This is a genomic window from Streptomyces sp. 71268 (assembly GCF_029392895.1).
Lineage (GTDB): Bacteria > Actinomycetota > Actinomycetes > Streptomycetales > Streptomycetaceae > Streptomyces.
In genome coordinates this window covers 2,943,931-2,969,267 of record NZ_CP114200.1, presented here as the reverse complement: position 1 = coordinate 2,969,267, position 25,337 = coordinate 2,943,931, and the positions used below count along the sequence as shown (strand labels likewise).

At 67.9% G+C, this 25,337-nt stretch carries 22 protein-coding genes and 2 pseudogenes; 17 read left to right on the top strand and 7 right to left on the bottom strand.

Annotation, left to right across the window (positions count from 1 at the left end; all coding sequences use genetic code 11):
• Window positions 1–143 precede the first annotated feature (143 nt).
• Window positions 144–1,679 (bottom strand): APC family permease, encoded by a 1,536-nt coding sequence (locus OYE22_RS10970; protein ID WP_277320240.1) that lies wholly within the window; start codon window positions 1,677–1,679, stop codon window positions 144–146.
• 87 nt (window positions 1,680–1,766) lie between these two features.
• On the opposite strand from OYE22_RS10970, the gene OYE22_RS10965 reads away from it, so the two are divergent.
• Complete coding sequence (locus OYE22_RS10965; RefSeq protein WP_277320239.1) at window positions 1,767–2,819, top strand: 4-hydroxy-3-methylbut-2-enyl diphosphate reductase; 1,053 nt, start codon at window positions 1,767–1,769, stop codon at window positions 2,817–2,819.
• Window positions 2,820–3,103: 284 nt separating this feature from the next.
• Complete coding sequence (gene ppgK, locus OYE22_RS10960) at window positions 3,104–3,925, top strand: polyphosphate--glucose phosphotransferase (RefSeq protein WP_277320238.1); 822 nt, start codon at window positions 3,104–3,106, stop codon at window positions 3,923–3,925.
• 143 nt (window positions 3,926–4,068) lie between these two features.
• On the opposite strand, the gene OYE22_RS10955 is transcribed toward ppgK, so the two are convergent.
• Window positions 4,069–4,842: a DUF6542 domain-containing protein gene (locus tag OYE22_RS10955; protein ID WP_277320237.1), complete on the bottom strand. Its 774-nt coding sequence runs from the start codon at window positions 4,840–4,842 to the stop codon at window positions 4,069–4,071.
• A 307-nt stretch (window positions 4,843–5,149) separates the two neighbouring features.
• Here OYE22_RS10955 and ychF point away from each other — a divergent pair, with 307 nt between their 5' ends.
• From ychF to OYE22_RS10940, 3 genes are all read left to right on the top strand, one after another.
• Window positions 5,150–6,238: a redox-regulated ATPase YchF gene (gene ychF, locus OYE22_RS10950; RefSeq protein ID WP_277320236.1), complete on the top strand. Its 1,089-nt coding sequence runs from the start codon at window positions 5,150–5,152 to the stop codon at window positions 6,236–6,238.
• A 204-nt stretch (window positions 6,239–6,442) separates the two neighbouring features.
• Complete coding sequence (locus OYE22_RS10945) at window positions 6,443–6,727, top strand: hypothetical protein (RefSeq protein ID WP_081219171.1); 285 nt, start codon at window positions 6,443–6,445, stop codon at window positions 6,725–6,727.
• Complete coding sequence (locus tag OYE22_RS10940) at window positions 6,709–7,122, top strand: PIN domain-containing protein (RefSeq protein ID WP_121799751.1); 414 nt, start codon at window positions 6,709–6,711, stop codon at window positions 7,120–7,122. Before OYE22_RS10945 ends, OYE22_RS10940 begins: the two co-directional genes overlap by 19 nt.
• Window positions 7,123–7,162: 40 nt before the next feature.
• Here OYE22_RS10940 and OYE22_RS10935 read toward each other — a convergent pair whose 3' ends face one another.
• Entirely contained in the window at window positions 7,163–7,744 is a 582-nt protein-coding gene (locus OYE22_RS10935; protein ID WP_277320235.1) for a Uma2 family endonuclease, read from the bottom strand.
• A gap of 76 nt (window positions 7,745–7,820) precedes the next feature.
• On the opposite strand from OYE22_RS10935, the gene OYE22_RS10930 reads away from it, so the two are divergent.
• Complete coding sequence (locus tag OYE22_RS10930) at window positions 7,821–8,417, top strand: TetR/AcrR family transcriptional regulator (protein ID WP_277320234.1); 597 nt, start codon at window positions 7,821–7,823, stop codon at window positions 8,415–8,417.
• A 1,125-nt stretch (window positions 8,418–9,542) separates the two neighbouring features.
• Complete coding sequence (locus OYE22_RS10925; RefSeq protein ID WP_277320233.1) at window positions 9,543–9,800, top strand: winged helix-turn-helix domain-containing protein; 258 nt, start codon at window positions 9,543–9,545, stop codon at window positions 9,798–9,800.
• A 1,296-nt stretch (window positions 9,801–11,096) separates the two neighbouring features.
• Here the strand turns inward: OYE22_RS10925 and OYE22_RS10920 are convergent.
• Complete coding sequence (locus OYE22_RS10920; protein ID WP_277320232.1) at window positions 11,097–11,252, bottom strand: hypothetical protein; 156 nt, start codon at window positions 11,250–11,252, stop codon at window positions 11,097–11,099.
• 140 nt (window positions 11,253–11,392) lie between these two features.
• Here OYE22_RS10920 and OYE22_RS10915 point away from each other — a divergent pair.
• The 4 genes and pseudogenes from OYE22_RS10915 to OYE22_RS10900 form a co-directional block, all read left to right on the top strand.
• A pseudogene (locus tag OYE22_RS10915) lies at window positions 11,393–12,193 on the top strand (helix-turn-helix transcriptional regulator); the annotation flags it as partial.
• Between the two features lie 37 nt (window positions 12,194–12,230).
• Window positions 12,231–12,440: a DUF397 domain-containing protein gene (locus OYE22_RS10910; RefSeq protein ID WP_277320231.1), complete on the top strand. Its 210-nt coding sequence runs from the start codon at window positions 12,231–12,233 to the stop codon at window positions 12,438–12,440.
• Window positions 12,441–12,990: 550 nt separating this feature from the next.
• Window positions 12,991–13,251, top strand: coding sequence for a hypothetical protein (locus tag OYE22_RS10905; RefSeq protein WP_277320230.1), 261 nt, complete (start codon window positions 12,991–12,993; stop codon window positions 13,249–13,251).
• 98 nt (window positions 13,252–13,349) lie between these two features.
• A complete protein-coding gene (locus OYE22_RS10900; protein WP_277320229.1) occupies window positions 13,350–13,619 on the top strand; it encodes a hypothetical protein in 270 nt (89 codons plus the stop codon).
• Window positions 13,620–14,562: 943 nt separating this feature from the next.
• Here OYE22_RS10900 and OYE22_RS10895 read toward each other — a convergent pair.
• Entirely contained in the window at window positions 14,563–15,357 is a 795-nt protein-coding gene (locus OYE22_RS10895; RefSeq protein WP_277320228.1) for a GntR family transcriptional regulator, read from the bottom strand.
• Between the two features lie 239 nt (window positions 15,358–15,596).
• Here OYE22_RS10895 and OYE22_RS10890 point away from each other — a divergent pair, with 239 nt between their 5' ends.
• The 6 genes and pseudogenes from OYE22_RS10890 (at window position 15,597) to OYE22_RS10870 (ending at window position 22,930) form a co-directional block, all read left to right on the top strand.
• On the top strand, window positions 15,597–15,908 hold the full coding sequence (locus OYE22_RS10890; RefSeq protein ID WP_277320227.1) for a hypothetical protein: 312 nt from the start codon (window positions 15,597–15,599) through the stop codon (window positions 15,906–15,908).
• Complete coding sequence (locus tag OYE22_RS10885) at window positions 15,901–16,224, top strand: hypothetical protein (RefSeq protein ID WP_277320226.1); 324 nt, start codon at window positions 15,901–15,903, stop codon at window positions 16,222–16,224. The genes OYE22_RS10890 and OYE22_RS10885 overlap by 8 nt, the downstream gene beginning before the upstream one ends.
• 233 nt (window positions 16,225–16,457) lie before the next feature.
• The gene (locus tag OYE22_RS10880; RefSeq protein WP_277320225.1) at window positions 16,458–17,534 is read left to right on the top strand and encodes an FtsK/SpoIIIE domain-containing protein; all 1,077 of its coding nucleotides are present in this window, start codon (window positions 16,458–16,460) and stop codon (window positions 17,532–17,534) included.
• Window positions 17,535–18,025: 491 nt separating this feature from the next.
• The gene (locus OYE22_RS33410) at window positions 18,026–19,357 is read left to right on the top strand and encodes a replication initiator (RefSeq protein ID WP_348652201.1); all 1,332 of its coding nucleotides are present in this window, start codon (window positions 18,026–18,028) and stop codon (window positions 19,355–19,357) included.
• 246 nt (window positions 19,358–19,603) lie between these two features.
• A pseudogene (locus OYE22_RS10875) lies at window positions 19,604–21,493 on the top strand (recombinase family protein); the annotation flags it as partial.
• A gap of 240 nt (window positions 21,494–21,733) precedes the next feature.
• Complete coding sequence (locus OYE22_RS10870; protein WP_277324083.1) at window positions 21,734–22,930, top strand: MFS transporter; 1,197 nt, start codon at window positions 21,734–21,736, stop codon at window positions 22,928–22,930.
• A 64-nt stretch (window positions 22,931–22,994) separates the two neighbouring features.
• Here OYE22_RS10870 and OYE22_RS10865 read toward each other — a convergent pair whose 3' ends face one another.
• Together OYE22_RS10865 and OYE22_RS10860 are read right to left on the bottom strand one after the other, a co-directional pair.
• Window positions 22,995–23,891, bottom strand: coding sequence for a nucleotidyltransferase domain-containing protein (locus OYE22_RS10865; protein WP_277320224.1), 897 nt, complete (start codon window positions 23,889–23,891; stop codon window positions 22,995–22,997).
• Between the two features lie 257 nt (window positions 23,892–24,148).
• Window positions 24,149–25,138 (bottom strand): NAD(P)-binding domain-containing protein, encoded by a 990-nt coding sequence (locus OYE22_RS10860; RefSeq protein WP_277320223.1) that lies wholly within the window; start codon window positions 25,136–25,138, stop codon window positions 24,149–24,151.
• Window positions 25,139–25,337: the final 199 nt, after the last annotated feature.

The window sequence follows — 25,337 nt, the reverse complement described above, 5'->3', positions numbered from 1 at the left end:
CACCGACAGCGCCCGGCGCCCGCCCGCCGCGAGCCCCGCCACCCCCGCCTCCCGCCGCGTACGGCGTGGCCGTGCCTCCACCGCGTACGGCGTGGCCGCGTACGGCCGGCGCCCGGGGTGGGCGCGTGCGCTCCCGGCCGCCGTCAGCGTGCGCCGGCGCCCGGGCCGCCGGGGCCGCTCGACGGGCCTGCCGTACCGCTCGTACCGCCCGTCGCGCGCCCGCGCCACTGCGCCGCCAGCACCACGAGGCCCACGCCCAGCCAGATCGCGCCGACGAGCTGCGCCGTTCCCGACGCCTCCACGATCACCGCGATGACGATGCCCATGCCGACCAGCGGCACCAGCACGTGCCGCAGCACGCTCGGCACCTCGGCCCGCTTGCGTACCCAGAACCAGCCGATCACCGACGCGTGCAGCAGCGCGAACGCGGTCAGGGCGCCGACGTCGACCACCGAGACCAACCGGTCCAGCCCGTCGTCGCGACGGGCCGCCCACACCGCCGCGATCAGCGTGACCACGGCGGCGCTGAGCAGCGCCCGGCGTGGCACCCCGCTGTGCGCGTTCACCTTGGCCACCACGCCGGGCAGCCGCCGGTCGCGGGCCATCGCGAACAGCAACCGCCCGGCCGCGGCCTGCCCGGCCAGCGCCGCGAACGCCGCGCCGATCGCCTTGCTCACCGCCACCAGGTCGTGCAGCCAGGTGCCCACGGAGGTGTCGACCGCGGCGTAGAAGGCGCCGCCCTGCGCGGCGGGGTCGGCGGCCAGCTCCGACGACGAGGTGGGGGAGAGCAGCGCGGCCAGATAGGTCTGCACGATGAACAGGAAGCCCGCCACCGCCAGGCAGGTCAGCACCGCGCGCGAGACCCGCGCCGGGCCAGCGGCGCTGCGCCACCCGCTCCCCTTACCCGCCGGCGCGCCCCCCTCGCCCCCCTCGCGCCCCCCGCCCTTCTTACGGCTCGTACGGCTCGTACCGGCCTTACCGCCCTCACCGTCACCGTCACCGTCGTCCAGCGTTTCCTCCGCGAACGAGGCGATGGCGTCGAAGCCCAGGTACGACAGGACGGCCACCGACACCGCGCCGAAGACGGCCGAGATCGTGAACCCGCTCTGCCCGGTCAGCGGCGAGAGCCAGTCGCGCTGCGCGCCGTGCGCGGCCAGTTCCACCAGCGCCGCGGCCACGAACACCAGCAGCACCGCGATCTCCATCGCGAGCACCAGGAACCCGACCAGCGCCGCCGCCCGTACGCCCCACAGGTTGAGCCCGGTGGTCACCACGACGGCGATCGCGGTCCACACCCACCGGTCCACCGACGGCACCAGCTCCTCCATCGCGATGCCGGAGAAGAGGTACGCGACCGCGGGGATGAGCAGGTAGTCGAGCATCGCCATCCACCCGGCGACGAAGCCGGGGCCCTCGCCCAGCCCGACCCGGGCGTAGGTGAAGACGGAGCCGGCGCGCGGGGCGACGCGGACCATCTGGGCGTACGAGTACGCGGTGAAGGCCATCGCCACCGTCGCCACCAGGTACACCAGCGCCACCGCGCCGTGCGACTTGGCGTCCAGGGTGCCGAAGACACCGACGGGAGCCATCGGCGCGATGAACAGCAGGCCGTAGACGACCAGATCGCGGAAGGTGAGCGTGCGTCGCAGTGTGGCCTGTGTGGTCTTCGGGCCGGCCATGATGCCTCCGTAGGTCGCGCGCCTCGGCTCAGTCTGATCCACCCGCGCGCCCTTTCCGCGCTGCGGCACGGCCGTACCATGGTCAGCATGACCGCAACGCCCAGCCCGACGCCCGCCACGGCCCCCGGCGGAGACGCCTCGCGCGCCACCGGCCGGGTCCTGCTCGCAGCCCCGCGGGGGTACTGCGCGGGTGTGGACCGTGCCGTGATCGCCGTCGAGAAAGCCCTGGAGCAGTACGGCGCACCCATCTACGTGCGCAAGGAAATCGTCCACAACAAGTACGTCGTACGGACCCTGGAGAAGAAGGGCGCGATCTTCGTCGAGGAGACGGAGGAGGTGCCCGAGGGCTCCATCGTGATCTTCTCGGCGCACGGCGTCGCGCCGGTCGTCCACGAGGAGGCGGCCGAGCGCCGCCTCGCCACCATCGACGCGACCTGCCCGCTGGTGACCAAGGTCCACAAGGAAGCCGTCCGGTTCGCCAAGGACGACTACGACATCCTCCTCATCGGCCACGAGGGCCACGAGGAGGTCATCGGCACCAGTGGCGAGGCGCCCGACCACGTCACGCTGGTCGACGGCCCCGACGACGTCGCGAACGTCGAGGTCAGGGACGAGTCCAAGGTCGTGTGGCTCTCCCAGACCACACTCTCCGTCGACGAGACGATGGAGACGGTGGACGCGCTCAAGGAGAAGTTCCCCCAGCTCATCAGCCCGCCCAGCGACGACATCTGCTACGCGACGCAGAACCGCCAGGTCGCCGTAAAGCAGATAGCCGCCGACTCCGACCTGGTCATCGTCGTCGGCTCGAAGAACTCCTCCAACTCGGTGCGGCTGGTCGAGGTCGCGCTCGGCGCCGGCGCCAAGGCCGGTCACCTGGTCGACTACGCGAGCGAGATCGACGAGGCGTGGCTCGAAGGCGTGCGCACCGTCGGCGTCTCCTCGGGCGCGTCGGTGCCCGACGTGCTGGTCGAGGGCGTCCTCGAATGGCTCGCCGAGCGCGGGTTCGCGGACGTCGAGGTGGTGCAGCCGATGCAGGAGAGCATCACGTTCTCGCTGCCCAAGGAGTTGCGCCGAGACCTGCGCGCCGAGGCGGCGGCAGCGGCCTCCCGTGGCCCCGCCGAGGGAGAAGCCACCGCCTGACCGGATCGGGCGTCCGGGCCCGGGCCGCCTGACCCGGCCCCGTGCCCGCCGTCGGCCGACGCTGCCCGGGCCGGGGCGCGAGCACCCCTCGCACCCCGGCCGGACCCGTTCGCCGGGCTCCGCGCGCCGACACGCTCCCGCCCGCCGGCCCGGTGGGCGGGGCCGAACCCGGTTCGGTTCGGTGGGGCGGAGCCCGGTGGGGCGGCGGTGAGCGGCGGCGAAGAAGGTGGCGGCCCCCGTCGAATCAGGGTCAGGGCCGGCCGCCCCGTCGTAGCGTGGTGTTCATGAACGTATTCGGTGTGGACATCGGCGGCTCCGGCATCAAGGGCGCACCGGTCGACCTGGAACGCGGCGACCTGGCGGCCGAACGACACAAGGTGCTCACCCCGCATCCGGCGACCCCGGACGCCGTGCTCGACGGCGTCTGCGAGGTGATCGAGCACTTCGGTTGGTCCGGCCCGGTCGGGGCCACCTATCCCGGCGTGGTGGTCGACGGCACGGCGCGTACCGCCGCCAACGTGGACAAGGCGTGGATCGGAGTGAACGCCGCGCAGAAGCTCGCCGAGCGGCTGGGCGCGCCGGTCACACTGGTCAACGACGCGGACGCGGCGGGCATCGCGGAGCTGCGGTTCGGTGCCGGGCGGGGGCGGACCGGGACCGTCATCCTGCTGACGTTCGGCACCGGCATCGGCAGCGCCGTCTTCAGCGGCGGGCAGTTGGTGCCCAACACGGAACTGGGCCACCTGGAACTCCACGGTCACGAGGCCGAGGCGCGCGCCTCCACCCGGGCCAAGGAGGAGGGGGACCTGAGCTGGCAGCACTGGGCGCGCCGGGTGCAGAAGTACCTCGCCCACGTGGAGATGCTGTTCTCGCCCGAGCTGTTCATCATCGGCGGCGGCATCAGCCGCAAGGCCGACAAGTTCCTGCCGCTCATCGAGGGCATCCGGGCCGACGTGGTGCCAGCGCAGCTCCGGAACAACGCGGGGATCGTCGGCGGGGCGATGGCCGCGGCGCTCGCCGCCCCTCCCGCCGGCTCGGCCTCCCACCCGCACCCGGCCGCGACCGCTCTGCCCGCAGCGGAGCCGGGCTCGGCCGCCGGCCTCTGAGTCGGGCTGTTCCGCGCACGGCCGCCCTGACCTGCCTGGCTGCCGTGACCAGCGGAGTCGTGGCCGCAGCCGGCGCCTCAGCTCCAGCGGGCGGCGCCGCCTCGGTGCCCGCGGTCAGGGCCTCAGCGCCCAGGGTCGGGGTCTCAGTGCCCGCGGGCGGCGGCCCGGCCGCGTCGCCCCTCGGGCCCGCGCCCCGCACGCGGAGCCGGGCGCTGGCCGTCGGCGACGTACGCGGCGTCCTCGCCCGGCGCCGCGTGCTGGCCTGGCGCCGCGTGTTGGCCCGGCGCCGGCCGGCCGGCCTCACGCTCGCTCGCGCCGGCGCGCTCGGCGCCGGCCGACTGCGCCCCGGCGTGCTGCCGGGCCCGCCGCTGGCGCCGGCCGACCAGCGCGACGCGGCGTACGAGGACGATCAGGCCGGTGATGAGCGTGCCCGTGTACAACCAGCCGACCTCGAGCGAGAGCGCGGTGACGACGTTCATCGCGTGCTCGCCGAGCCCGTCCCCGCCCTCGCCCAGCGGGACGAGCCCGACCGCGAAGGCGATCGGCACGCTCACCGGCCCGGCGATCAGGTCCGCCGGCCGCACCCACACTCCGCTCGCCGCGCAGACCAGCAGGAAGAACAGGCCGTACGCGACCGTCGAGCCGGACAGCAGCAGCGCGGCCAGGCACCCCACGGCGAGCATGGTGAGGGTGGCCAGCATGCCGGTGCCGAACCCGGTCAGCTTGGGCTCGGGCAGTCTGCGCACCGCGGCGAGCAGCGGCTCGGGCAGCGGCCCGGCGGCCCGCGCCCGGTAGACGGTGGCGTTCTCACCGGTGTCGGCGCCGGCACCGCCGACTCCGACACCGGCCGGACCTCCGGCGGGCGGCCGGGGCGGCGGTGCCGTACGGCGGGGCGTACGCGTACTGGGTCGTTCCACCGCACCAACGTAGGTCGCCCTGTGCCGGTGCAGGGGCCATGGACACGCGCTTTGACTCACCTTGATTGTGTGTTCGACCGATAGTCCGCCCGGCGGGGTACTCGATACGGCCGTACGGGCGCATGCCGGGCACAGCGGGAATCTGTGGCCGCGCGGGGGCAGGAGGTGGGCTCGTAGCGGGGTGGGGCGTTGGACCCCCGGGGTGGCCGGACGGCCGGGCGGGGGAGTGTTCGGAGCGGGCCCGTAGACTGGTGGACCGGCCCGTCCGGGCCCGCCCTACCCAATTCTCGCTACGGGAAGTCGCCACGTGTCGCTCACGATCGGAATCGTCGGCCTGCCGAATGTCGGCAAGTCGACCCTGTTCAACGCCCTGACCAAGAACGACGTGCTGGCGGCCAACTACCCGTTCGCCACCATCGAGCCGAACGTCGGCGTCGTGGGCGTGCCCGACCCCCGCCTCGACACCCTCGCCGAGATCTTCTCCTCGCAGCGCAAGCTGCCGGCGACGGTGGACTTCGTGGACATCGCGGGCATCGTCCGCGGCGCGTCGGAGGGCGAGGGCCTGGGCAACAAGTTCCTCGCGAACATCCGCGAGTCGGACGCGATCTGCCAGGTCATCCGGGCCTTCCAGGACGAGAACGTGGTCCACGTGGACGGCAAGGTCTCGCCCAAGGACGACATCGAGACGATCAACACCGAGCTGATCCTGGCCGACCTCCAGTCCATCGAGAAGGCGCTGCCCCGACTCACCAAGGAGTCGCGCCTGCAGAAGGACAAGGTGCACGTGGTGGCCGCGGCCGAGGCCGCGCAGAAGATCCTCGAAGAGGGCCGCACCCTCTTCTCGGCCGGCATCACCCGCAACACGGAGCAGGGCCAGCTCCTGCACGAGCTGCACCTGCTGACCACCAAGCCGTTCCTGTACGTCTTCAACGTGGACGAGGACGAGCTGGTCGACGAGTCCTTCAAGGACGCCCAGCGCGCCCTGGTGGCCCCGGCCGAGGCGATCTTCCTCAACGCGAAGATCGAGTCCGAGCTGATCGAGCTGTCCGACGATGAGGCCCTCGAACTCCTCCAGTCCATGGGCCAGGAAGAACCGGGCCTCGCCACCCTGGCCCGCGTCGGCTTCGAGACCCTGGGCCTCCAGACCTACCTGACCGCCGGCCCCAAGGAGGCCCGCGCCTGGACCATCAAGAAGGGCGCGACGGCCCCGGAGGCGGCGGGCGTCATCCACACGGACTTCCAGAAGGGCTTCATCAAGGCCGAGGTCATCTCCTTTGACGACCTGGTCGAGACCGGCTCGGTCGCCGACGCCCGCGCGGCGGGCAAGGCGCGCATGGAGGGCAAGGACTACGTGATGCAGGACGGGGACGTGGTGGAGTTTCGGTTCAACGTGTAGAGGGCGACACGTCATCAGATCGTTGACCTGGCAAACATGCAGGTCAGGGAGGGTCCGGCTCTTCGGGGTCGGGCCCTTTGTTATTCCCGTGCTGGGGCGGGGTGGGGGTGTCCGTGCTGGGATGTGTGTGAGCGGGGTGCCGACCGGGCCGTGAAGGTAGTGCGGACGTGGCGCTTTTCCTACTCATTTGACACAATTGATGGCATGGCTGAGGCGACGTACGGCATCGGGGAAGGGCCAGCGACGAGGGTGAGCTTGTCGCTGCCGGAGGGGACCGCGGAGGCGATCCGGGCTCGCGTGGGCAAGCGGGAGTTCTCTGCGTTCATCGCCGAGGCGGTGGAGCGTGAGTTGCGCGGGCAGGTCCTGGACGAGTACCTGGCGGACTACGAGAGCCGCAAGGGGCCGGTCTCCGAGCCGGCTCGTCAGCGGGCGCGGCAGGTATTCGACGAGGTGTTCGCCGAGGAGGCCGAGTGGCCCGCCGCAGGCTGAGTCACGAGGGGACGCTCGTCCTCGATAGCGAGGGGCTCTCGAAGCTGCTCGCTGACGAAGAACAGGTGGTGGCTCTGATCGCTGAGGCGCGCTCGCGCGGCATGGAGGTCGTGATCAGTGCGCTCACCATCATCGAGGCCGTCCACGCCCGTACGAACACGTCACGCCTGAACTGGGTGCTTTCCGGGCTGCGGGTCGTCCCGGTCGGTGACGAGGAGGCGAGGGCTGCCTCGAAGTTGCTGATGAATGCCGGGTTGCACGGACACAAGTACGCGATCGACGCGGCCGTCGCCGAGGCCGCGCTGCGACAGCACCGCCCCGTGGTCATGCTGACTTCCGATATTGACGATATGGCCAAGCTGTGCGGCGAGCGGGTGCGGCTCGTGGCGGTGTGATTTCCCTCCGAACCCGCCCCCCTATCCGCCCCCGTTCGCCTCAGTTCTTGCGGGGCGGAAGCAGTCTCGTCAGGTCAAGGCTGATCTCGAAGGGCACCGGGCGCTTGAGGGTGTCCCGGAAGATGCCGGCGGGGGCGTAGGCCGAGGTGGGGGCGTCCAACTCGTAGACGTGGACGACGGGGGCGCCGGCCTCGTCCTCGACGCACCAGTAGTGGGGGATGCCGGCCTCCGCGTACTTGCGGAGCTTGACCGTGCGGTCCCGGTGGGCGGATTCGGGGGACACCACCTCGATGACGAGCTGGACCTCGTCCGGCGTGAACCAAGTGCGGGCGGGGTCGAAGGGGGCGGTGGTGGTCAGGAGGTCCGGTTCGGGGCGGTTGCGGGCGTCGAGGCGGATGGTCATCTCGCGGCCGACGTGCGTGTTGGCGGGCGCCTGATCCATGAGGGCGACAGTCAGCAAGCTAATGAGGTGGCCGTGCCACCACCTCTGCGGGGACATCATGAAGACGAGCGCTCCGTCGATGAGCTCGGTATGGCGGGGTGCCTCGGGGAGGCGGTCCAGGTCCTCCGCGAACCAGCCTTCGGCGCGTGGTGGGCGCATCCAGTCGGGCAGTGCGGTCATGGTCCAACCGTAGCGGGCCCGCCCGCTCCCGGACCCGTATTGCAACGACCAGTCCAAAACCTGTTACGATGATCGCATGGCCCGACCGAGGACATTCGACGAGGAGCGGGCCCTGGACGCGGCTGTCTGGGCGTTCTGGGTGAAGGGGTACGAGGCGACCTCCACGCAGGACCTCTGTAGCGCCACGGGTCTGGGGCGGAGCAGTATCTACAACACCTTCAGCAGCAAGCGTGAACTCTTCACGCGGGCGCTGGCGCGGTACATGGACGTCATGACCGCCGGGCAGGTGGCCGTTCTGGAGCAGGTCGAGCGGTCGGCCATGGAGCGGTTGCGGGCGTTGTTCGACGTGGTCATCGACGGCGAGTTCGAGCGGCGGGTCGAGGGGCGCAGCGTCGGGTGTCTCACGGTGAACACCACCGTCGAGATAGCCGGCCGCGACCCGGAGATCGCGGAACTGTTGGCGCGGGACCTGGAGCGGCGGCTCGCGTCGTTTCGGGGCGTGATCGAGGCGGGGCAGCGAGCCGGGGAGATCTCGACGACTCGTGACGCGGACTCGCTGGCCCGATTCATCAACGCGGTGATCGGCGGCATGCGCGTCTCGGCCCAAGGGGGCGCCGACCGGGCCGTGTTGGAGAGCGTCGCCGATACGGCCTTGGTGGCCCTGTCTAGTTAGCCCGTTAGTCGGCCCGTCGGTCGGCTGAACCGCGTCGTCCCGTGGGGGCGGCGCGGCTCGGTGTGGGCAAGTTTTGTACTGATCTATCTAAAACCGGCGTCCGGTGTCTGGCGTTCATGTCGGTCTCGCCGACCCGCACCCCCACTCGCTCTCGTCCGTCAATTTCCATCAATTTCATCAACACAGGAGTAAATGTCGTGCCGCGTGCAATTTACGTGCTTTCGCTAGGAATCTTGGCGCCCGCGTCGGTGCGAGAGGGTAAGTGGCAAGATCACGAACACGTGGGCGGCCTGGTGCCGGTTGTGCTTGACGTGCAGTGACGGACAGTTCGCAAGCCAGCGCCCCGCCTAGCTTGATCGCTAGGCGGGGCGCTGGCCTGGTCTACGGCGGGGGGCTACTCGCGCCCCTCGGCGTCAGGGTGCGGGTCACGTACGACAAGGGGGGCGTCTCGGGGGCAGGCGCTGCGAACGAATCCGGGGGCGCTCGCTCGCTCGACGTAGCCAACTTGTACGGGCGCCTCGGTCCTCTCGCCGCAATAGACGCAGATGGCGCTGCGTGGGCTGGGTGGGCCAGCGGCGGTTAGCGCCTCGGCGTTCACGCGGCCACCCCTGGGTCACGGTTGGATATGAGGGTGTCAAGCGCTGCACTGCCGTGAACCCGCACCCCGGGATAGTCCAGTCCCCAGGTCGCCCATGCCAACTCCCTGCGTCGCCGACGGCGAACGCGGTCGGCTGCGAGGTGGGCGGCGTAGTACGGCCGAATGGCGGGGCCTCGGTCGTGGATGCGGTAGCGGCGGGGCGGCATGCTGCTGACTGGTGCTGGCGCGGGGAGGGTGAGCGCATGGCGCCTCTCGGCGGCGGGCGCGCGGGTGACGCTCCTGCGTGGCTTGCCGAGGATGGGCTGTAACAGCACGCGGAGCGCGCATTGCAGCGCTCGGAGGATAAGGTCTCGCATTGTCGTTCAGCTCCCTGAAGCTGTCTGGCGGTGCCCCGGCCAGCCGCGTAGGACCGGTTGGTCGGGGCCTTGGTGTGGTGCTTTGCCGACGGTAGAGCAACACGTCTAACACGTCTACCTGTCTACCTGTCTAAGTCGCCGACGCGTAGCCCTGTTGCCTACGCTCTCCCCATGGTCGAGAACTCCCCTGATCCACACGCTTCGCGCGCTCCGTACCTCCGCGTACTGGAAGCGGTGGCGGCGGACATTCGAGAGGGCCGGCTGCAACCTGGCGCGCGCATCCCTTCTGAGGCGCAACTCTGCGAGATGCATGGCGTGGCCCGGGAGACTGCGCGGCGCGCGGTGCGAGTTTTGCGGGAACGTGGGCTCGTGGTGACGGAATGGGGCAAGGGAACCTACGTCGTGGACCCGGATGAGGACGCCAACTAGCCTTGTTTCGGGGCGTTATACACATGGGGATATGCCCGGTGCAGCTTTTCGGCGAAATCGCCAACGGGGGGTTCTACGTACTTCCATGAATGCTCACCCGGATGATGCTTGAAAAGCAGGCAAAAATCCGTGCGCGACGCATTGGCAACACCGCAGTCGGCCCGGTATCGAATTCGTACGCCTAGGCGTCCGCCACCCCAAAAGACCCAAGCGGCGCCGAGAGCGTCGAAGTCTTTCAGGTACTGTGCATGTGGGCTGAGGTGGCCACTGCTTAGGTCGCATCCGACGGTATGCTTCACGTCGTCAGCTTCGAATACCAGACTGGCGACACAGGCTCGGAGCATTGCGCGGCTTTCGTTTCTGTAGACGGGGAAGTTGCTTTCTCGGTAGGCGGGTGCATGGCTCAGCTAGTTTGAATGCTGGGCTGCGGCAAGCGCAGTCCGCGTAAGCGGTCGTGCGGCGAAAGGGGCTCCACGCGATCGCGGAGCACCAGGAATTTCCAACCGCTCGCATTCGGGTCTGTGCGTAGGTCGAGAACCACGCGCGGTTCGCCAGGGATGTCAAGAATATCGCCGACCCTGACGGTTCCCGTCGTGATAGTGATGGGGCGCACTCTCCGTACTTCCCTCATTTTTCGTCTCCTCGCTACCGCATAAGCCTGGCGTTGCGCCGGGGGGAGCCATCCACTCGGCGCAACGCCAGGGGCACGGGGGGTTGTGCGTCCGCTGCAACTTCCGGTTCGGCGTGGTCAGTTCGACCTGACGTGATGGGCTGTCCGGGCCCGCCCCGGTCGCAGAGGGATGAGCCAACCCGGCGTGCGTCGGGTCTTCCTGTGGCTCGTGCGACCGGGGCGGGGGTCTGGGGGCCGCGCGGCGTCGGCGAGCAGCTCGGGGCCGGACCGGGTGACGGCGTAGATGACCATGAAGTATCGGCACCCCGGGTCGTTGAACTCCACGGCTACGGAACGCCGTTGGCGGAGCCTCGACAGGGCCGCACGCTGAGACTCGAAATCCGCGGCCCACCTTCGCATCTCTGCGGGGGCGTCGGGAGTCGGGTGCATCAACGGGTACGCCCGCAGACAAGGGCCGGCCCACGCAGCGTGTGCGGGGTCGGGGTCGAGACGATCGGCGATATTCATCACCTGACTCCGAACCCATCGCAAAGCGATTTTCGGAGAGATCGTCTCGGAGGTCGCGAAGACATAGGTTTCTCGCTCGCCCGTGCCGACCACCACGCCGTGCGCTGCTGCGGCGCACACGTACAACGTCACCTTAGGTGCGCCGTTGTGTCCGCTGCTCATGGCTTGCGGCCAAGGTTCGCGAGGTGCGCATCGATGGCCTGAGTCAACTGGTCTGCCAGGGCGTCAAGGTGACCGCTGTCGTGCAACTCGGCGCCTTCGACGGGGGTTTCGTCGGCGATGGGCGGTTGTGCGCCTGGAGGGGGTTCCGTCATGGGCCTAGCACTCCCTTGCAGGATCGCGCTGAGGGGGGGGGGTTACTGTCTGCGAAGTCATGGTTGCCCTATCGACGTTGCGGTTTCTACGATTCGACCGCGACAGAACCACCGTTGTCGCGCACGGAGAGTGATGGAGTGTGAAGCCAAGGCCAGAGGTGGGGCGGGGGGGTCGTACTACTTCGGCCGAACTGTTCGGCATACTCGTGCGCCGGTTGCGCATGCGAGCAGAACTGACTCAGGAACAGCTCGCGGCCGAACTGCCGGCGGACCGTTCCTTGGTCGGGTACATCGAGCAAGGCAAGCGTCGTCCGGACCTGGCGCACGTCAAGACGTTTGACAAGCTGCTCAACGCGGGCGGTCTGCTGGTCGAGATGTGGGGGGACGTGGACTGGTATGCAACTCATCCCGCGCATCCGGACTGGTTCACGGAGCGGGCGAAGATGGATGGTAAGGCGCTGGCCCTGCGGGAGTTCCAGACACAAGTGATGCCCGGACTGCTACAGACTCCGGCCTACGCTGAGGCGGTGTTCACGCGAGAGGGGCTGAGCACTGATCAGATTGACGCTCGTGTCCAAGCGCGATTGAGCCGACAAACACGTTTCCAAGATGTGGAGGGGCCCGCGCTACGGCTGGTCTTGGAAGAACACGTTCTCTACAACACCGTGGGGGGGCCAGAGATCATGCGTGATCAATGTGCACACCTTCTGCATGTGCAACGAACGGCGAACGTCTTGGTGCAAGTGCTGCCCGGGGACAGGCCGCATCTCGCGCGCCCGACAACGGCCTTCTCGGTGATCACGCTCCCTGCCGGTCGCGAAGTCGTCTATACGGAGGACGTTGATCGAGGGCATTTCATCCGTGATCCGGCTCGCGTTCGCAGCTTCGGACGGGTATACGATTCACTGCGGGCGGACGCGCTATCCGCTACGGAGACTGCTGCTCTGCTGAGAGACACTATGGGAAGGTATGGCCAGCATGAACACCCCCAACCTGAGCGTGGCAGCTTGGCGCAAGAGCAGCTACAGCAACGGCAACGGCGGCAACTGCATCGAAGTCGCCCCCGGATTCCTCGACGTCGTCCCCGTTCGTGACTCGAAGGACCCAAACGGCCCGGCGCTGACGTTTGAGCCGTCGGCCTGGTCGGCGTTTGTGGCTGGCGTCAAGTCGGGCGACTTCGACATCTGACCCAACGCTGCGCGCGCCCCCTGCTGCTTGGTCGGCAGGGGGCGCGTTCTGCTGTGCGGGGCGCTCTTAGCTGGGGGGTGGGGCTTCCTGCTGCGGGCCTGGGCGGCCTGTTGGGTCACGCTCTGGGCCTTGGTCGCGGCGGCGACGGCGGCAAGAGGTCGAGGGTCGGTCAACTCCTCGTTCTGAGGCGAGAGTTCGCGAGGGAAGGCGGCTCCGAGGAGGGGCGCGATGTGCTGGCGCTGCCAGTCGGCCCATGGGTCGGTACCGGCTGCTTCCCCCTCGGTCTTCTCCGTGTCGCCCGCAGAGATGGGTTGGCCGAACATGGTGCGGCCTCGCCACGCGCATTCGCGTCCGGCCTGGACTGCCACGGTTTGGAGCCGGTCTTTGCCGGTGTGAACGTTGCCAGCCGTGCGGCTCCGCTGGCTCACTCCTAACCCCCATGTCGGCCCATGTTCGCTGCGCGTCGAATCCCCTTGACGGTGCGTGTCGGACCTATGCACGCTAGGGCTGTCCGCTTATCAGACAACTGACAAGGTAGGAAGGTGACAGCTTGTACTACACCAGTCTGCGCTGGGCTATTTGGGCCACTGTTTTGATGTTGCTGCTGAATGAATGCTCAAAGTCGGATGCAACTCGGCGCGCGCTCAACTTCGCTCCCGCGCCGGTCGTCGGCGTCCAGCCCGTCAACTGCGATCAGGCCGTGGCGGGGTTGCACGGGGCTCCCCGGGAGGAGGCTTACAGCGCCTGCGTGCAGGCGAGTTCGGAAGAAACGGGTTTCAACGTGAACGCGCTCGGCTGGCATAGGAGTTGACGGAACGTCAGATGACGCCTGCCTAGTCCTCGTGTGTCGGTGGCTCCCCGTGAGGCGGTGGTGACTTATTGTGGGGCCCCCCGAAAAAAGAGGTGATCATGACAAATGCTGGTAATGACGAGGAGTGGGACCCTGACGCGCTGTTGTACGTGCCAGGCGTGCCGTACGTGGCTGCCTGGCAGGAGGCGCGGGAAGTGGCTGAGCACTGGGGTCGGGTAGCGAAAGAGGTGGGGGCGGAGATCCAGGCTCAAGCGATCACCGATGCCCAAGGGCGCGGAGTGGTCGAGCTGCGAGGGTCGCAACAGATCATGTGCATGCTGGCTCAACTGGTGCTGCGTGGTGCTAGGGAGGGGAAGTCCGATGGTTGATCGACGGGCTACGGGGCGTGGTCTGCGGGCTGGCGGCCGGGGTGAGGTGCACGTGGTGGTTGATGCCCGGGGGCGTGAGTATGTGGTCTGTTCGGCGTGTGGGCTGGATGAGCGGGTGACCGGTGGAGGTAGCGCTGCGTCTGTTCAGCGTCGGCACGCGCGCACGTGTGGTGGCGACGGTAGGGGGCGGCGGCGGGTCTGACTGCCTCAGCCAACGAAAGGTCACCACGATGGCGGTGCGGGCGGCTGGGCTGGCGCGCGTGTGCCTCCAGCAACCCCGTGCCGGCCGGTGTTGGTTGCTGTGGTCCTGGCCTCGGCCCCGGTTGGCCTGGTGGTCGCCAACGTGCCGGTCGGCTCGTTCTGATGGGGCGTCAGTTCGCGGGTGAGTCCGTGAGGGCGCGGAGCGCTATGGGAGGTCAGCCAGAGCGCGGTAGCTGCTGCTCCCCCTTAGCCACGGAGCGAGTGCGGTCTCCTCGCGGTGGTCATCTGGGACGGCGGGAGTACGGCGGGGCGGTCCGGGTGGCGGTGGTCGGCGCGAGGGAGCGTGCCCCGACTCCCCTCCTCCGCTGCTGGCCGGATCGACGCGCACAACAGCGGGGGGCAGTCGGCGACGTACGGGCCATGTAAACCGCTCAGCGATGCCGCAAGCCGTGGGGGCGCAATGCCGGTCCCGGCGACCGCAAGGCGACGTAGGCGAAACTGTCGTGCCTGCGTGGTGATCGGGTCGCGGGACAGGGTGAGCGCTCCTCGGGCTCGCCGCGGGCTGTGCCTGGCGTTCAGCGGCGAAAAGGGCGTGACCGGCTGCTTTGGGGTTGCCGCGGGGCATTGCGGGCGGCGGGCGCCGGGCACGACCGGCCGCCAGGCCGCAGCGTGCCCGAGCGTCCAACCGCCCGGGCGCGCCCCCGGCGCGCCCCTTGATGAAGTAGAGAAAGGTTGGACCGTTCTACACCGGCGCGTCAGAGTGTGCCGGCGTGATGCCGTACGCAAGGCGGGCCACTGCGCTGATGCGTAGCTCCTCCAGTAGGAGGGGCGCGCCGGTGGTACCCATAGTGGTGCGGGTGGCGACCAAGATGGGCACGCCGTTCGGGGCGCCAAGGGTGGTCCGTTCGTCCGGCGTCGCCGTGCGCGCGGTCACGGTCTCTTGCCAGGAAAGGCGCTGTCCTGCGGCGTGCAGTGCGGTGTAGATGCGCGCCGGGGTGTCTTCGGGGTCGATGGACAGGTTAAGCACGTCCGCCAGCATCGCGAACGGCAAGACAAGACGATGCCCCGCTCGCATCTCCTTGCCGTTGAGGTCTGGGCAACCAAGCAGCCTGTCCACCTGGAATGCGGCGGCCTGCGGGTCTAGGTGAAGCGCTTTGGCCGTGTCCTCGGCGAGTCGGATACGCGTGATCGCGGGTGGCTCAACTTGTGTGGCGTCCATGTCGCCGTGCGGGCCGGTCCTGATCACGCCCCCCGGGTGGTGGATGGTGATCGTCTGCGGCACGTCGAAGAACGGCGCGGGCGGGGGCACTAGCACTACGGTGCCGACCCCCTGGCGTGACTCGACAAGTCCCCGCTCCTGGAGGGCGGACATGGCGGCTCTGGCCGTATATCGCGTGATGCCGAACTCATGCCGCAACTGCGCTTCACTCGGCAGCTTGGTACCGGGTGGGTAGACGCCTTCGGCGATGCGACGGGCAAGGACAGTCACCACCTGGCGGTAGGGCGGCGGGGGCTGAAAGATCGTGTCGCGGTCCAACGAACTCGCTCCTCTTCGACGGGTGCCCGGCTCGATCTCGGCTCATCGGACATCTGACATCTGCGTGCCCACCAGATTAAAGGCTTGCCTGTGAGGGTCACCACCGTGCACTCTGCTTGTCGGACATCTGACATGTCCGACAAGCTGACGAGTGTGCTGGAGGCAAGTGCATGCAGCAAATACCGGTAGATACCGGGCGGCTGGAAAAGCTGATGTGTGTGGTAGCTCCGGAGCCACGCGTGGCCCGCGAAACGGGCCAAATCCGGGTGGACCGGGAGGGCCGGCACATCTACGTGGTGGGTGTTCTGGTGCGGCAGCTCGGCGCGCGCCGGGCCTGGGTCCTGGAGATCGCGGTCCCGGGCGACCCGGTGCTAGAGGAAGGCGACCCGGTCGAGATTGAGGGCCTGGTGGCCACGCCGTGGATGCTGGAGGGACGGTCCGGCGTGTCCTGGCGGGCCGACCGCATCGCGCGGGCAAAGGCGAAGACAGGTCCCGCCCCGGCAGGCGGCGACCCCACTGGCCCCGGGCGTAAGGGGGCGACGAGTGGGTGAGGTTCGGTTAGACAAGCTGATGGCCAGCCTGCGGGCAGACCTGCAAGTGGTTCAGGCAATCTACGGCGTCTTGCTCTCGGCTGTCGCCGACCCGATCCCTGTAGATCTCATGCAGGCGCTTGCGAAGCGCTTGGAATCGGCGGGCGCGTCGGCAAAGGCGGTGCTAGACCGTTTGGAAGAAATGGAAAGCATCGCGCAGCGTTTTGCCGCGCAATCCGTGGCTGAGACAGCACGTGCCAGTCACCCGGACCCGCGCGTTGAGTCCGAAGGGAAAGGGGAGGAACCGACCGGGGGTGAGCCATGGTGGCTTCCCTGATCGTCTGGGTGATAAGTGCTGGCCTTTGTGCCGGCATCATCCTGCAACGGCACTACGAGACTCGCCCTAAGCCTCAATGGGTCACCCGAATGCGGTCCATCCCGTGGGCGTGGTACCTGATCGGTTTCCCGGCGACCGCTATGCGGGTGCGGTGGACCTGGCGGCGCCTGGCACGCGAAACGGGACTGGCAATCTCTCAGAGTGCGCATTCCACGGTGGTTCACGGATCGGTAATGGATGGCAAGAAACTGCGGCCGATTCCGCCTAGGCTCGGGCATGCGAAAAGGACAACGCTCGGGTTCACCTTGCGCATTCACATGCATCCGGGGCAGACGGTAGAGCCGTACCTCGCTGCGGCTGAGGCGTTCACTCACGCCTGGCGTGTGCACGCGGTGCGAGTGACCTCGCCGCGACGCGGCCTGATCGTGGTCACGGCGCTGAAAAGCGATCCGCTGATGGGGGCGGAGGTCGGCGCTCCTCCGATGCCCTCGACCCTGCCACTTTTGACGGTGCGGGCTGGCCGTACGGAGGACACAGGAGATTGGACTCTCAGCTTTCGTGAGGTGCCTCACTGGCTGATCGCGGGTGCTACCCAAAGCGGGAAAAGCACACTCCTTTCAGCGGTGGTTGCGAGCCTGGCGCCGCAACCCGTAGCGCTCGTGGGAATCGACTGCAAAGGCGGCCTTGAGCTAGGCATGTACGACTCTCGGCTCTCCGCTCTCGCCTGCACTCCAAAAGAAGCTGTGCAGCTCCTTACCCGACTGGAACGGGAACTGCTGCACCGCATGCGCTTTTGCCGGACAATGCATGCGCGAGGGATATGGGATTTGGATAGCGAACTGCGTCCCGATCCTATCGTCGTCCTCGTGGACGAGGTGGCGGAACTCTATCTGTCGGACGGCTCTAAGGAGAGTAGGGAGCTGCGGGCTCAATGCTCGACTCTGCTTCTGCGGGTGGCGCAACTGGGGGCCGCTCTGGGAATTCACCTGGTCGTGGCCGGACAACGGATAGGTAGCGAGCTAGGACCTGGCGTTACCGCGCTGCGGGCTCAACTCGGCGGGCGCGTGTGCCATGCGGTGCACGACGAGGAAACGGCACAGATGGCCCTGGGCGACCTCGCCCCAGAAGCTGTCGAACTCGTCCAGCGGTTCTCGTCTGCGGAAAAGGGGGTGGCAATCTCTGCCGTGTCGGGCGAATGGCGGCGTGTGCGCTCGACTCGCATTAGCCGCGAAGAGTCCAAGGCAATAGCGGAAACACACGCTGGCATGACTCCATACATCCGGACTCTAATGGAAGGGGGTGACCTGTGACCCTGATAGCCGCACCAGAGGAGGTCCAGCAAAACCCGTTGGCCCTGCCTCTTATAGTGGTCCTGGGCCTCATGATGTGGTTTTTCGTCAGGTCCCGAGATGTGGCGTGGTGGATCGCTGGAATCATCTTCTGTTTCGGCGTCCTAGTCGGTATGACGCCTGCGGCTACAGGAATCTTTGCCGCCATGCAGTGGATCACCACATTTTCCGTGATTCCACAAGAGGGCCAATAATGCCACATCGCTACGTCCGATGCTTCACCTGCGGCAGGCGAAGGGAGAGAACACCATCGGGCCGGTGGCGCAAGTGCATATGTTGCCGGCGACCCAAAAACCGAAAGCGCTAGTAGCTGACTATTGATTTCACTCGGGGAGCGATACCGGAAATAGGGGCTGCACTCGGCGGCCCTGGGTACGCACAGAAAGGCATATCCCCTGAGTCTGCACTCCACCGGGCGCCCCGCTGATTGGGCGGGGCGCCCTTCCCTGAGTATGACCGAAAAGGAAATCCTGCGGCTGGTCGCTGACCCGGGCTTCGCGGACTGGCTCAACCAAATACAACGCGTTCACGGGTGCGCTCATCCCATATACCTTGCCGGCCGCACGGTCATCCGTGACCCGGAATCCGGAACGGTCCTGCACGAATACTCAACAGCAACTGCCCCGGGCGGGAAAATCGCTGTCCGGTGTCGGAACCGTAGGGAAAGCGTCTGCGCACCGTGTAGCTGGGTGCATGCCGGGGATACCTGGCATCTGGTGCGCGCCGGTCTCCTCGGCGGTAAAGGCGTGCCCCCCGCCGTCTCGCGACATCCGCGGGTCTTCGTGACGCTCACAGCTCCGAGTTTCGGGCCCGTTCATCGGCTGGGCGAGCAACGGCGTCGGTGTCGGCCTCGCAGAGATGCACCCCTCTGCCCGCACGGTAGGGAGCTGAGCTGTGCGCAAGTCCATTCGCGTACCGATCCGCTGATAGGGCAACCCCTTTGCCCGCAGTGCTATCGCTACTCGGACCACGTGCTTTGGAACGCGCTGGCGCCCGACTTGTGGTCGCGAACGGTACGGGTCATCCGGCGTCGGCTAGCAACAGCGGGAGGTATCCCGCGAGCCAAACTGAAAGAGCATTTGGGAGCGGCTTTCACGAAGGTGGCCGAATTCCAAAGGCGTGGTGCGATTCACTATCACGCGGTCATACGCCTGGATGGCCCGGACGGCCCCGCCTCCGAGCCTCCGGCGTGGGCAACAATAGAAGTGCTTTCTAACGCGATAGTGAGTGCGGTGCAATCGGTCTATTCCCCACTTCCCTACGCGCCAGAGATAGGGCATTTCGAAGCGCGTTGGGGTACTCAGCTTGATATTCACTCGATCACCGTTGGACGAGGTGCGGTGAGTGATCAGGCTGTCGCAGCGTACATAGCGAAGTACATCACCAAGGACGTAGGCAGCTTCGGGGGTACCGATCGTCGCCTTCTCACGCGCCACCAGATCGCACGGCGGCCCGTCTCGCGACACTTCCGGACGCTCATGCGCACGGCGTGGGACCTGGGCGACGCGCCCGCTCTAGCGTCCCTTCGCCTGCGGGCTCGGGCCCACACCTTGGGGTACGGCGGGCAGGCGCTCACGAAAAGCGCGAGGTACAGCACAACGTACAAAAAGCTGCGTGCAGCTCGGGCCGCGCACGCTGGTCCAGTTCTCCCCGTTGGTGAGATGGACGCGGCCTGGCGGTTCGTGGGGGCCGGGCACACTCCTGCTGAGGCTGAGATAGCGGCTGGGGTCGCCAGTGACCTCGCGTGGGCCCGTGAGGCGGCTAACGAGGTGCGCGATGCATGAGCCTGAAAGGGAAGGGGGGGAAGTCATCTGGCACCCCGAAGAGTTTTCGGAAGCTGACCGACTGCGGCTCTACCGGCTGCTTTTCGAGTGGGCGGATCATCGGGAAAACAATCAGCCAGGTTCGACGAACTCTATGTCTTGTGAGGGACGGGAGCGATAGAATACGTGGTAAAGACGCTATGGGGACCGGCGGCCACCGGTCCCCATAGCTGACGACGACTAGTGCCGAACAAGGGAGCCGTCGCTATGGCACATCTAAGCACATCGACACACGCGGCCGTGCAGGTAGTAGAGCGGGTTGTCTCCACTGCGCCCGGTCCTCGGTTGCGGGCTGTGGACTACCTGCGGGTGTCAACAGAAGATCAGTTGAAGGGTTACGGAATCCAACGGCAGTCGCGAAAGACTGTGGCCTATATCGAAAAAAAGGGCTGGATTCACATTGGTACGTACGCGGACGAAGGGGTGAGTGGAACTCTCGGCAGTGAGGAACGAGAAAGCCTAAAGCGTCTAATGCGTGATGCGACTGCGAAGCTCTTTGATGTAGTGGTGGTGCCAGAAGACAGGGTTATCGGTCGCAAGGGGCGTGCCTTCTGGCCGTGGGTCTGGGACCTGGAAGACATGGGTATTCACGTCGCAGTAGTGAAAGGCGATTTCGATAACACGACCGTCGAAGGTCGCGAAAAGATGCGTGATGCGGCTAGCTACGCAGAGAAAGAGCTAGAAGTTATCGCCTTCCGTATGCAAGGAGGGGCGCAAGAGAAAGCGCAAGAAGGTGGTTGGACCGGGGGGCGTCCGCCTTATGGTTATCGGATTGCGGATCAAGGGGTTCGCAAGATCTCTCGCCTAGAGCAGAATCCACAGGAAGTGGCTATTTTGCGGAAGGCGGCAGAGTACATCGTTCAGCACGGATGCAGTCGGCGTGAGGCTGCGGCTCGCCTGAATGGCTTGGGGCCGGAATGGTGGCGACGCTCCGGGAAGCCGTGGACTCCAAATGATTTATCGGCACGCCTGCTTTCGGATACAACACTCAAAAGCAGGTTCGTCTTCCGGAATACGGAAAAGGGGACGCGGGGACATCGAACCAGGGTTGACAGTTCTGGTAACCCTGTGTGGGGTGACACGGTGATCGTCAGTCTAGATCCCATCTTTTCCGTAGGAGAAGTTGAGGAACTGAAAGCGGCGCTTAGCGGACGTGCTCGACCGAAAAAGGAATCGGATCGCCGATACCCGCTGACTGGTCGAGTGGTCGGACCTTGTGGTCGTCCGTATGTGGGGGCTGTGCGCGTCCAAAAGAATGTGCGTGGATACCGCTGCAAGGGGTGGGATAAATTCACACCGGGGGTGCGGGATGAGCACATTACCCCTGACATGTTTACTAAGTCCTGCGGCTGCCCGGGAGTGTCGGCCCAAGCACTCGAAAAGCGAGTTTGGCGCGAAGTCGTGAAAAAGCTTGGGGACGCTGAAAGTCTCGCAGCCATGGCTAGTGACTGGTCTGCTGGTCGCAGTGACGCTACAGACTACTCGGGGGTGATTGAGAATCTAGACGAGGAGATTGCAAAGCAGCGAAAAGCAATCTCCCTCGCCCGCTCTGCTGCGGCGTTGGAAGCTGCGGAAGAACAGGCAACAGAAAGCGAAGCCAGGGAAATAATCGAAGAATCCACACGTGAGCTGCGTAAAGTCCTGGCGAGCCTCAAAGAGTCACGCGGTGAAGCCGAACGCCTGCAAAAGGAAGCGCACAATGCGGCGGGGCGTGCTGCTGGGATAGAGGCGGTTAGTGCGTTCGCGCGCTCGTTGTTGGAATCGGCCACGCTGAATTATCAGGAGGAGATTTACCGGCTGCTCGATATTCGGGTGACCATTACCGGCCCGGTTCCTAGGCGCCGTACTGGGCGGCCGTGCGCTGTCAGTGCTTGGTTCCGCGCACATGACCGACTGGTCCCTGACACGTTGTCTGACGCAGCGTGGGAACGCGTGCGGCGCCTTCTCCCTGCGCGCACTACTGCGGGCCGGGGCGTGCTCGACGCAGCGTTCTACAAGGTGCGCACGGGGCTGCGCTGGAGTGAGTTGCCGGCTACGGAGTTCGGGAGCATCGACACTGCCCGCAGTACGGTGCCCCGGTGGATGGGCTCGGGACTCTGGGATGTGATCTTGGACGCCTTGGCAACGGAACCAGGGCGCCCGGTGCCTCCTGAGCCTGAGCTGCTGCCTCCCCTTCGCATCGAGGGCCGAATCGATTCGCAGCTCATGCGCCACGCTGTTCGCGCCATTTCCTCGTCCAGTGAAACTATCGCTCTGGCGCCCGTGTCGGCGGGAAAGGGAAACCCGAACTCTGCTGGGCACCATATTTCCTCGCCCGGCGAAACTATCGCTTTCTCCATGGTCACGAGCGAATTCCTTGTCGCCGGGTTGATGCCACAGATGGCCGAGGGGTTGGACGTCAGCGTCGCGCAGGTGGGCTATCTGATCACCGCGTTCGCCGTCGCCATGGCCTTCGGTGGGCCCTTCCTGACCATCGCCCTGTTGCGGATGGAGCAGAAGCCGGCGCTGCTGGTGCTGTTCGGGATCTTCCTGGTGGGGAACGTGCTGGCCGCCACGGCGTCCACGTACGCGGTCATGATGGTGGCGCGCGTGATCACCGGTACGGCCTCGCAGGCGTTCTTCGGTGTGTCGCTGGCGCTGTGCGCCCGGCTGGCGCCGCCGGGGCAGGGCGGGCGGGCGATGGCCGTGGCGATGAACGGGCTGATGCTCGGCACGCTGCTCGGGTTGCCGCTGTCCACGCTGGTGGGCGAGCACTTCGGCTGGCGCGCGGCCTTCTGGGCCATCTCCGGGCTCGCCGTGCTGGCCGCGCTGACCACGGTCGTCGGCGTACCGGCCCTGGCGCGCGCCGAGGGCGGCGGTGACTTCCGCAGCGAGGCGGTGGCGTTGCGCGATCCGAGGCTGTGGCTGGTGCTGTCCACCTCGATGTTGATCATTGGTGCCACGTTCGCCGCGTTCAGCTATTTCAACCCGATCCTGACCGAGGTCACCGGGTTCGACGAGAGCATGGTGCCGTTGCTGCTCGTGGCGTACGGCGCGGCCACGGTCGTCGGCAACGTTATCGTCGGGCGGCTCGCCGACCGGCACACCCTGGCCGTGCTGCTGGCCGGCCTGGTGCTCAACACGGCCTTCCTGGCGGGCTTCGCGCTGCTGGCCCACGTCAAGGTGCCGGCGGTGGCGTTCATGATGGGCATCGGCCTGGTGGGCGTGACGATGAACCCGGCGATGATCACCCGCGTGCAGCGGGTGGCCAACCCCGGGGCGCTGGTCAACAGCGTGCACTCGTCGTTCATCACGTTCGGGATCATCATCGGTTCCGCGATCGGCGGCGTCGGCATCAACCACTTCGGGCTGCGCGCCCCGGTGTGGCTCGGGGCCGTCATGGCCGTGGCCGGCATCGTCACCCTCGTGCCCGACCTGCGGCGCCGGCGGGCCGAGCGGCGCGCCGACGCGGCGGCCGGGTCGGCCGCGCGCGGCGGGACCGGCCCGGCCGCCGACGACGCCCCGGTGGTTCCCGAGGCGTCTCCGGCGGCCTAGCTTGCCGGGCGCTGGCCTCCTGGCCCGGCGGGGCCTGACCTGAGGGCCCGCCGGGCCTCGCGTCCTAGCAGGTGGGCTCCTCGCCGGCCAGCAACGCGGCGATGTCGGCGTGTAGTTCGGGGGCGAAGCGGGTGTCCCAGCGCGCCGCGGCCTCGGCCGTCAGCTCGCGCGACCACCGCCAGCTCTGCCGGGCCGCGGCCCGCACCTCGGGAAGGTGGGCCGCGGCCGTGGTCGCGCGGTAGCGGGCGAGGTCGGCGGCGGGAAGGTCGGCCTCCATGGCCCGACTCGGGGTGAGCCAGTGCGCGGTGGTGTCCCGCAGCAGGCGGCACAGTTGGAGCTGGAACGGGGCGACCACCGTGTGCAGCAGGGCGTGCGCGCGGCCCGTCTCGCCCCTGGCCAGCACGTGGGCCAGCATCAGCGTCCAGTTGGCCAGCTCGTCCGCGAGTTGCTGGGCGGTCTCCACGGGCTCCGGCGGCTGGAACGTGGCGAGCCCACCGGCCGCCTCGGTCAGCCGGCCGTCGCGGTCGAGCAGCACGGCCGCCTCCGGGCGGGGCAGGTGCACCATGCCCCGCCACGAGTCGATCTCCGCGATGCCGGGCCCGGCCGCGACGAGGTGGAACTCGCCCCGCATCAGGTCGTCGAAGACGACCGCGAGGATGCCGTACAGGTTGGTGTACGCGAGTCGCAGCGGGGCCAGCCGCTCCACGAAGGCGCGGCCGTCGAAGTCGGCGAGCGCGTCGTCCTCGACGTACAGGTACGCCTCGATGTCGGAGTGCGCGTCGGCCTCGCCGACCGTCCACGAGCCGTACAGCAGCACGCCCGTCAGCCGGGGTTCGGCGGCGGCGAGTTCGCGCAGGCGGGCGATGCGGCGGTCGAGGGCGGGAGAAGCCGAGGACGCCGAGGAAGGGGAGAAGGCTGAGAAACCTGAAGAAGGTGAGGCGGGGGAGAAGGGGTGTGACATGGGTGGTGTTCTCCTGAGCGGGTGTTCGGGCGTACGGACGGAGCCCGGCGGCTCGCGGCCGGCCGGGCTGGGGGAACGCGCACTACGTCCGTGTGCCTAGGAGAAGACGCCCATGCGGGCAGCGTAGGTCGACGCGCGAGGCCGGTGCGACCGCTTTTCCGGCGACGGCACCGGCCCCGCGCGGCGCGTCCGGCCCCGCGCCGGGCCGCTCACGCGCTGGACCACCTACGCCCTGGACCACCTACGCGCCGGACCGCCTACGCGCCGGGCTCGGGCGCGGCGGTGGTCTTGCGGAACTGCTCGATCATCGCCGCGTAGCTGGACTCGCCGTGGCCCTCGGCTATGGCCTGGTCGGTCAGGGCCTGGACGAAGCGCGGCAGCGTGGTGTCCACGCCGCTCGCCTCGCTCTCGTGCAGGAGGTGGTGCATCGTCGCGAGGTGCGTGTCGATCTTCGCGTCCTCGGCCGGGTACGCCCCGGCGTCGATCTGCGCGGCGTACGCGGAGACGAAGCCGGTGACCGAGCCGAGCCACTGGTTGGCGAACGGCGCGAACTCCGTCGCCGGCACCCCCGCCGTGCCCAGCAGCGCCGCGCCGTGCAGGAAGCTGTTCAGGGCGCCCCACATCAGGCTGAGCAGCGCGACGTCGTACAGCGACGACAGGCCGTGGTCGGCGCCGAGGTGGGTGGTGCCGGCCGGGGCGAGGGCGCGCAGGGCGGGCTCGGCGGCCTCGTACGCGGAGCGTTCGCCGGCGTAGAGGATGAAGGCGTGCGGCGTGCCGACGACCGGCGGGATGGCCATGATCGCGCCGTCCAGGTAGTCGACGCCGTGTTCGGCCGCCCACGCGGCGAACGCCCTGGCCTGCGCGGACGAGCCGGAGGTGAGGTTGACCAGGAGCCGGCCGCGCAGGGCGTCGGCGAGCGGTTCGACCAGGGCGCGTACGGCGTCGTACTCCGTGACGCAGACGATCACCACGTCGCTCGCGATCACGGCGTCGCGCGCGGTCGCGGCGAGCGTCGCGCCCTGGGTGACGAGGTCGGCCGCCTTGTCGGGCGAGCGGTTCCAGACGGTGGTGGTGTGGCCGGCGCCGACGAGGGCGGCGGCCAGCGCCTGCCCCATCAGGCCGAGGCCGAGGACGCTGACGCTGGTCGGCGGGGCCTGCTGGGCCTGCTGTGTCTCCTGTGCCTGCTGGGCCTCGGGGGCGGTGGTGGCGGTCGTGGCGTCGGCGGTGTTGGGGCGCGAGGGGTTCATGGTGGGTGGTGCTCCTGTGGTGATGGGTGATGGGTGATGACTGGTGGGTGGTGCGGACGCGTAGGGAGACGGGCACGGCGGGGCGCGGCCCTGGCCGGGTGAGCGGGGAGGGGCCGCGGGCCGTGGGGTACGCCGCGCGGGGGCGTGGCCCGCCGGCCCGCGGCCCTCGGTCCCCGGATTCCGGGTCTCGGTGAGGTTC

What these genes read in the sequence shown, in the direction of transcription:
- OYE22_RS10970 (WP_277320240.1), bottom strand. Translation starts at nt 1,679, where the DNA reads ATGGCCGGCCCGAAGACCACACAGGCCACACTGCGACGCACGCTCACC.
- OYE22_RS10965 (WP_277320239.1), top strand. Translation starts at nt 1,767, where the DNA reads ATGACCGCAACGCCCAGCCCGACGCCCGCCACGGCCCCCGGCGGAGAC.
- ppgK (WP_277320238.1), top strand. Translation starts at nt 3,104, where the DNA reads ATGAACGTATTCGGTGTGGACATCGGCGGCTCCGGCATCAAGGGCGCA.
- OYE22_RS10945 (WP_081219171.1), top strand. Translation starts at nt 6,443, where the DNA reads ATGGCTGAGGCGACGTACGGCATCGGGGAAGGGCCAGCGACGAGGGTG.
- OYE22_RS10935 (WP_277320235.1), bottom strand. Translation starts at nt 7,744, where the DNA reads ATGACCGCACTGCCCGACTGGATGCGCCCACCACGCGCCGAAGGCTGG.
- OYE22_RS10930 (WP_277320234.1), top strand. Translation starts at nt 7,821, where the DNA reads ATGGCCCGACCGAGGACATTCGACGAGGAGCGGGCCCTGGACGCGGCT.
- OYE22_RS10925 (WP_277320233.1), top strand. Translation starts at nt 9,543, where the DNA reads ATGGTCGAGAACTCCCCTGATCCACACGCTTCGCGCGCTCCGTACCTC.
- OYE22_RS10920 (WP_277320232.1), bottom strand. Translation starts at nt 11,252, where the DNA reads ATGACGGAACCCCCTCCAGGCGCACAACCGCCCATCGCCGACGAAACC.
- OYE22_RS10910 (WP_277320231.1), top strand. Translation starts at nt 12,231, where the DNA reads ATGAACACCCCCAACCTGAGCGTGGCAGCTTGGCGCAAGAGCAGCTAC.
- OYE22_RS10900 (WP_277320229.1), top strand. Translation starts at nt 13,350, where the DNA reads ATGACAAATGCTGGTAATGACGAGGAGTGGGACCCTGACGCGCTGTTG.
- OYE22_RS10880 (WP_277320225.1), top strand. Translation starts at nt 16,458, where the DNA reads ATGGATGGCAAGAAACTGCGGCCGATTCCGCCTAGGCTCGGGCATGCG.
- OYE22_RS33410 (WP_348652201.1), top strand. Translation starts at nt 18,026, where the DNA reads ATGACCGAAAAGGAAATCCTGCGGCTGGTCGCTGACCCGGGCTTCGCG.
- OYE22_RS10870 (WP_277324083.1), top strand. Translation starts at nt 21,734, where the DNA reads ATGGTCACGAGCGAATTCCTTGTCGCCGGGTTGATGCCACAGATGGCC.
- OYE22_RS10865 (WP_277320224.1), bottom strand. Translation starts at nt 23,891, where the DNA reads ATGTCACACCCCTTCTCCCCCGCCTCACCTTCTTCAGGTTTCTCAGCC.
- OYE22_RS10860 (WP_277320223.1), bottom strand. Translation starts at nt 25,138, where the DNA reads ATGAACCCCTCGCGCCCCAACACCGCCGACGCCACGACCGCCACCACC.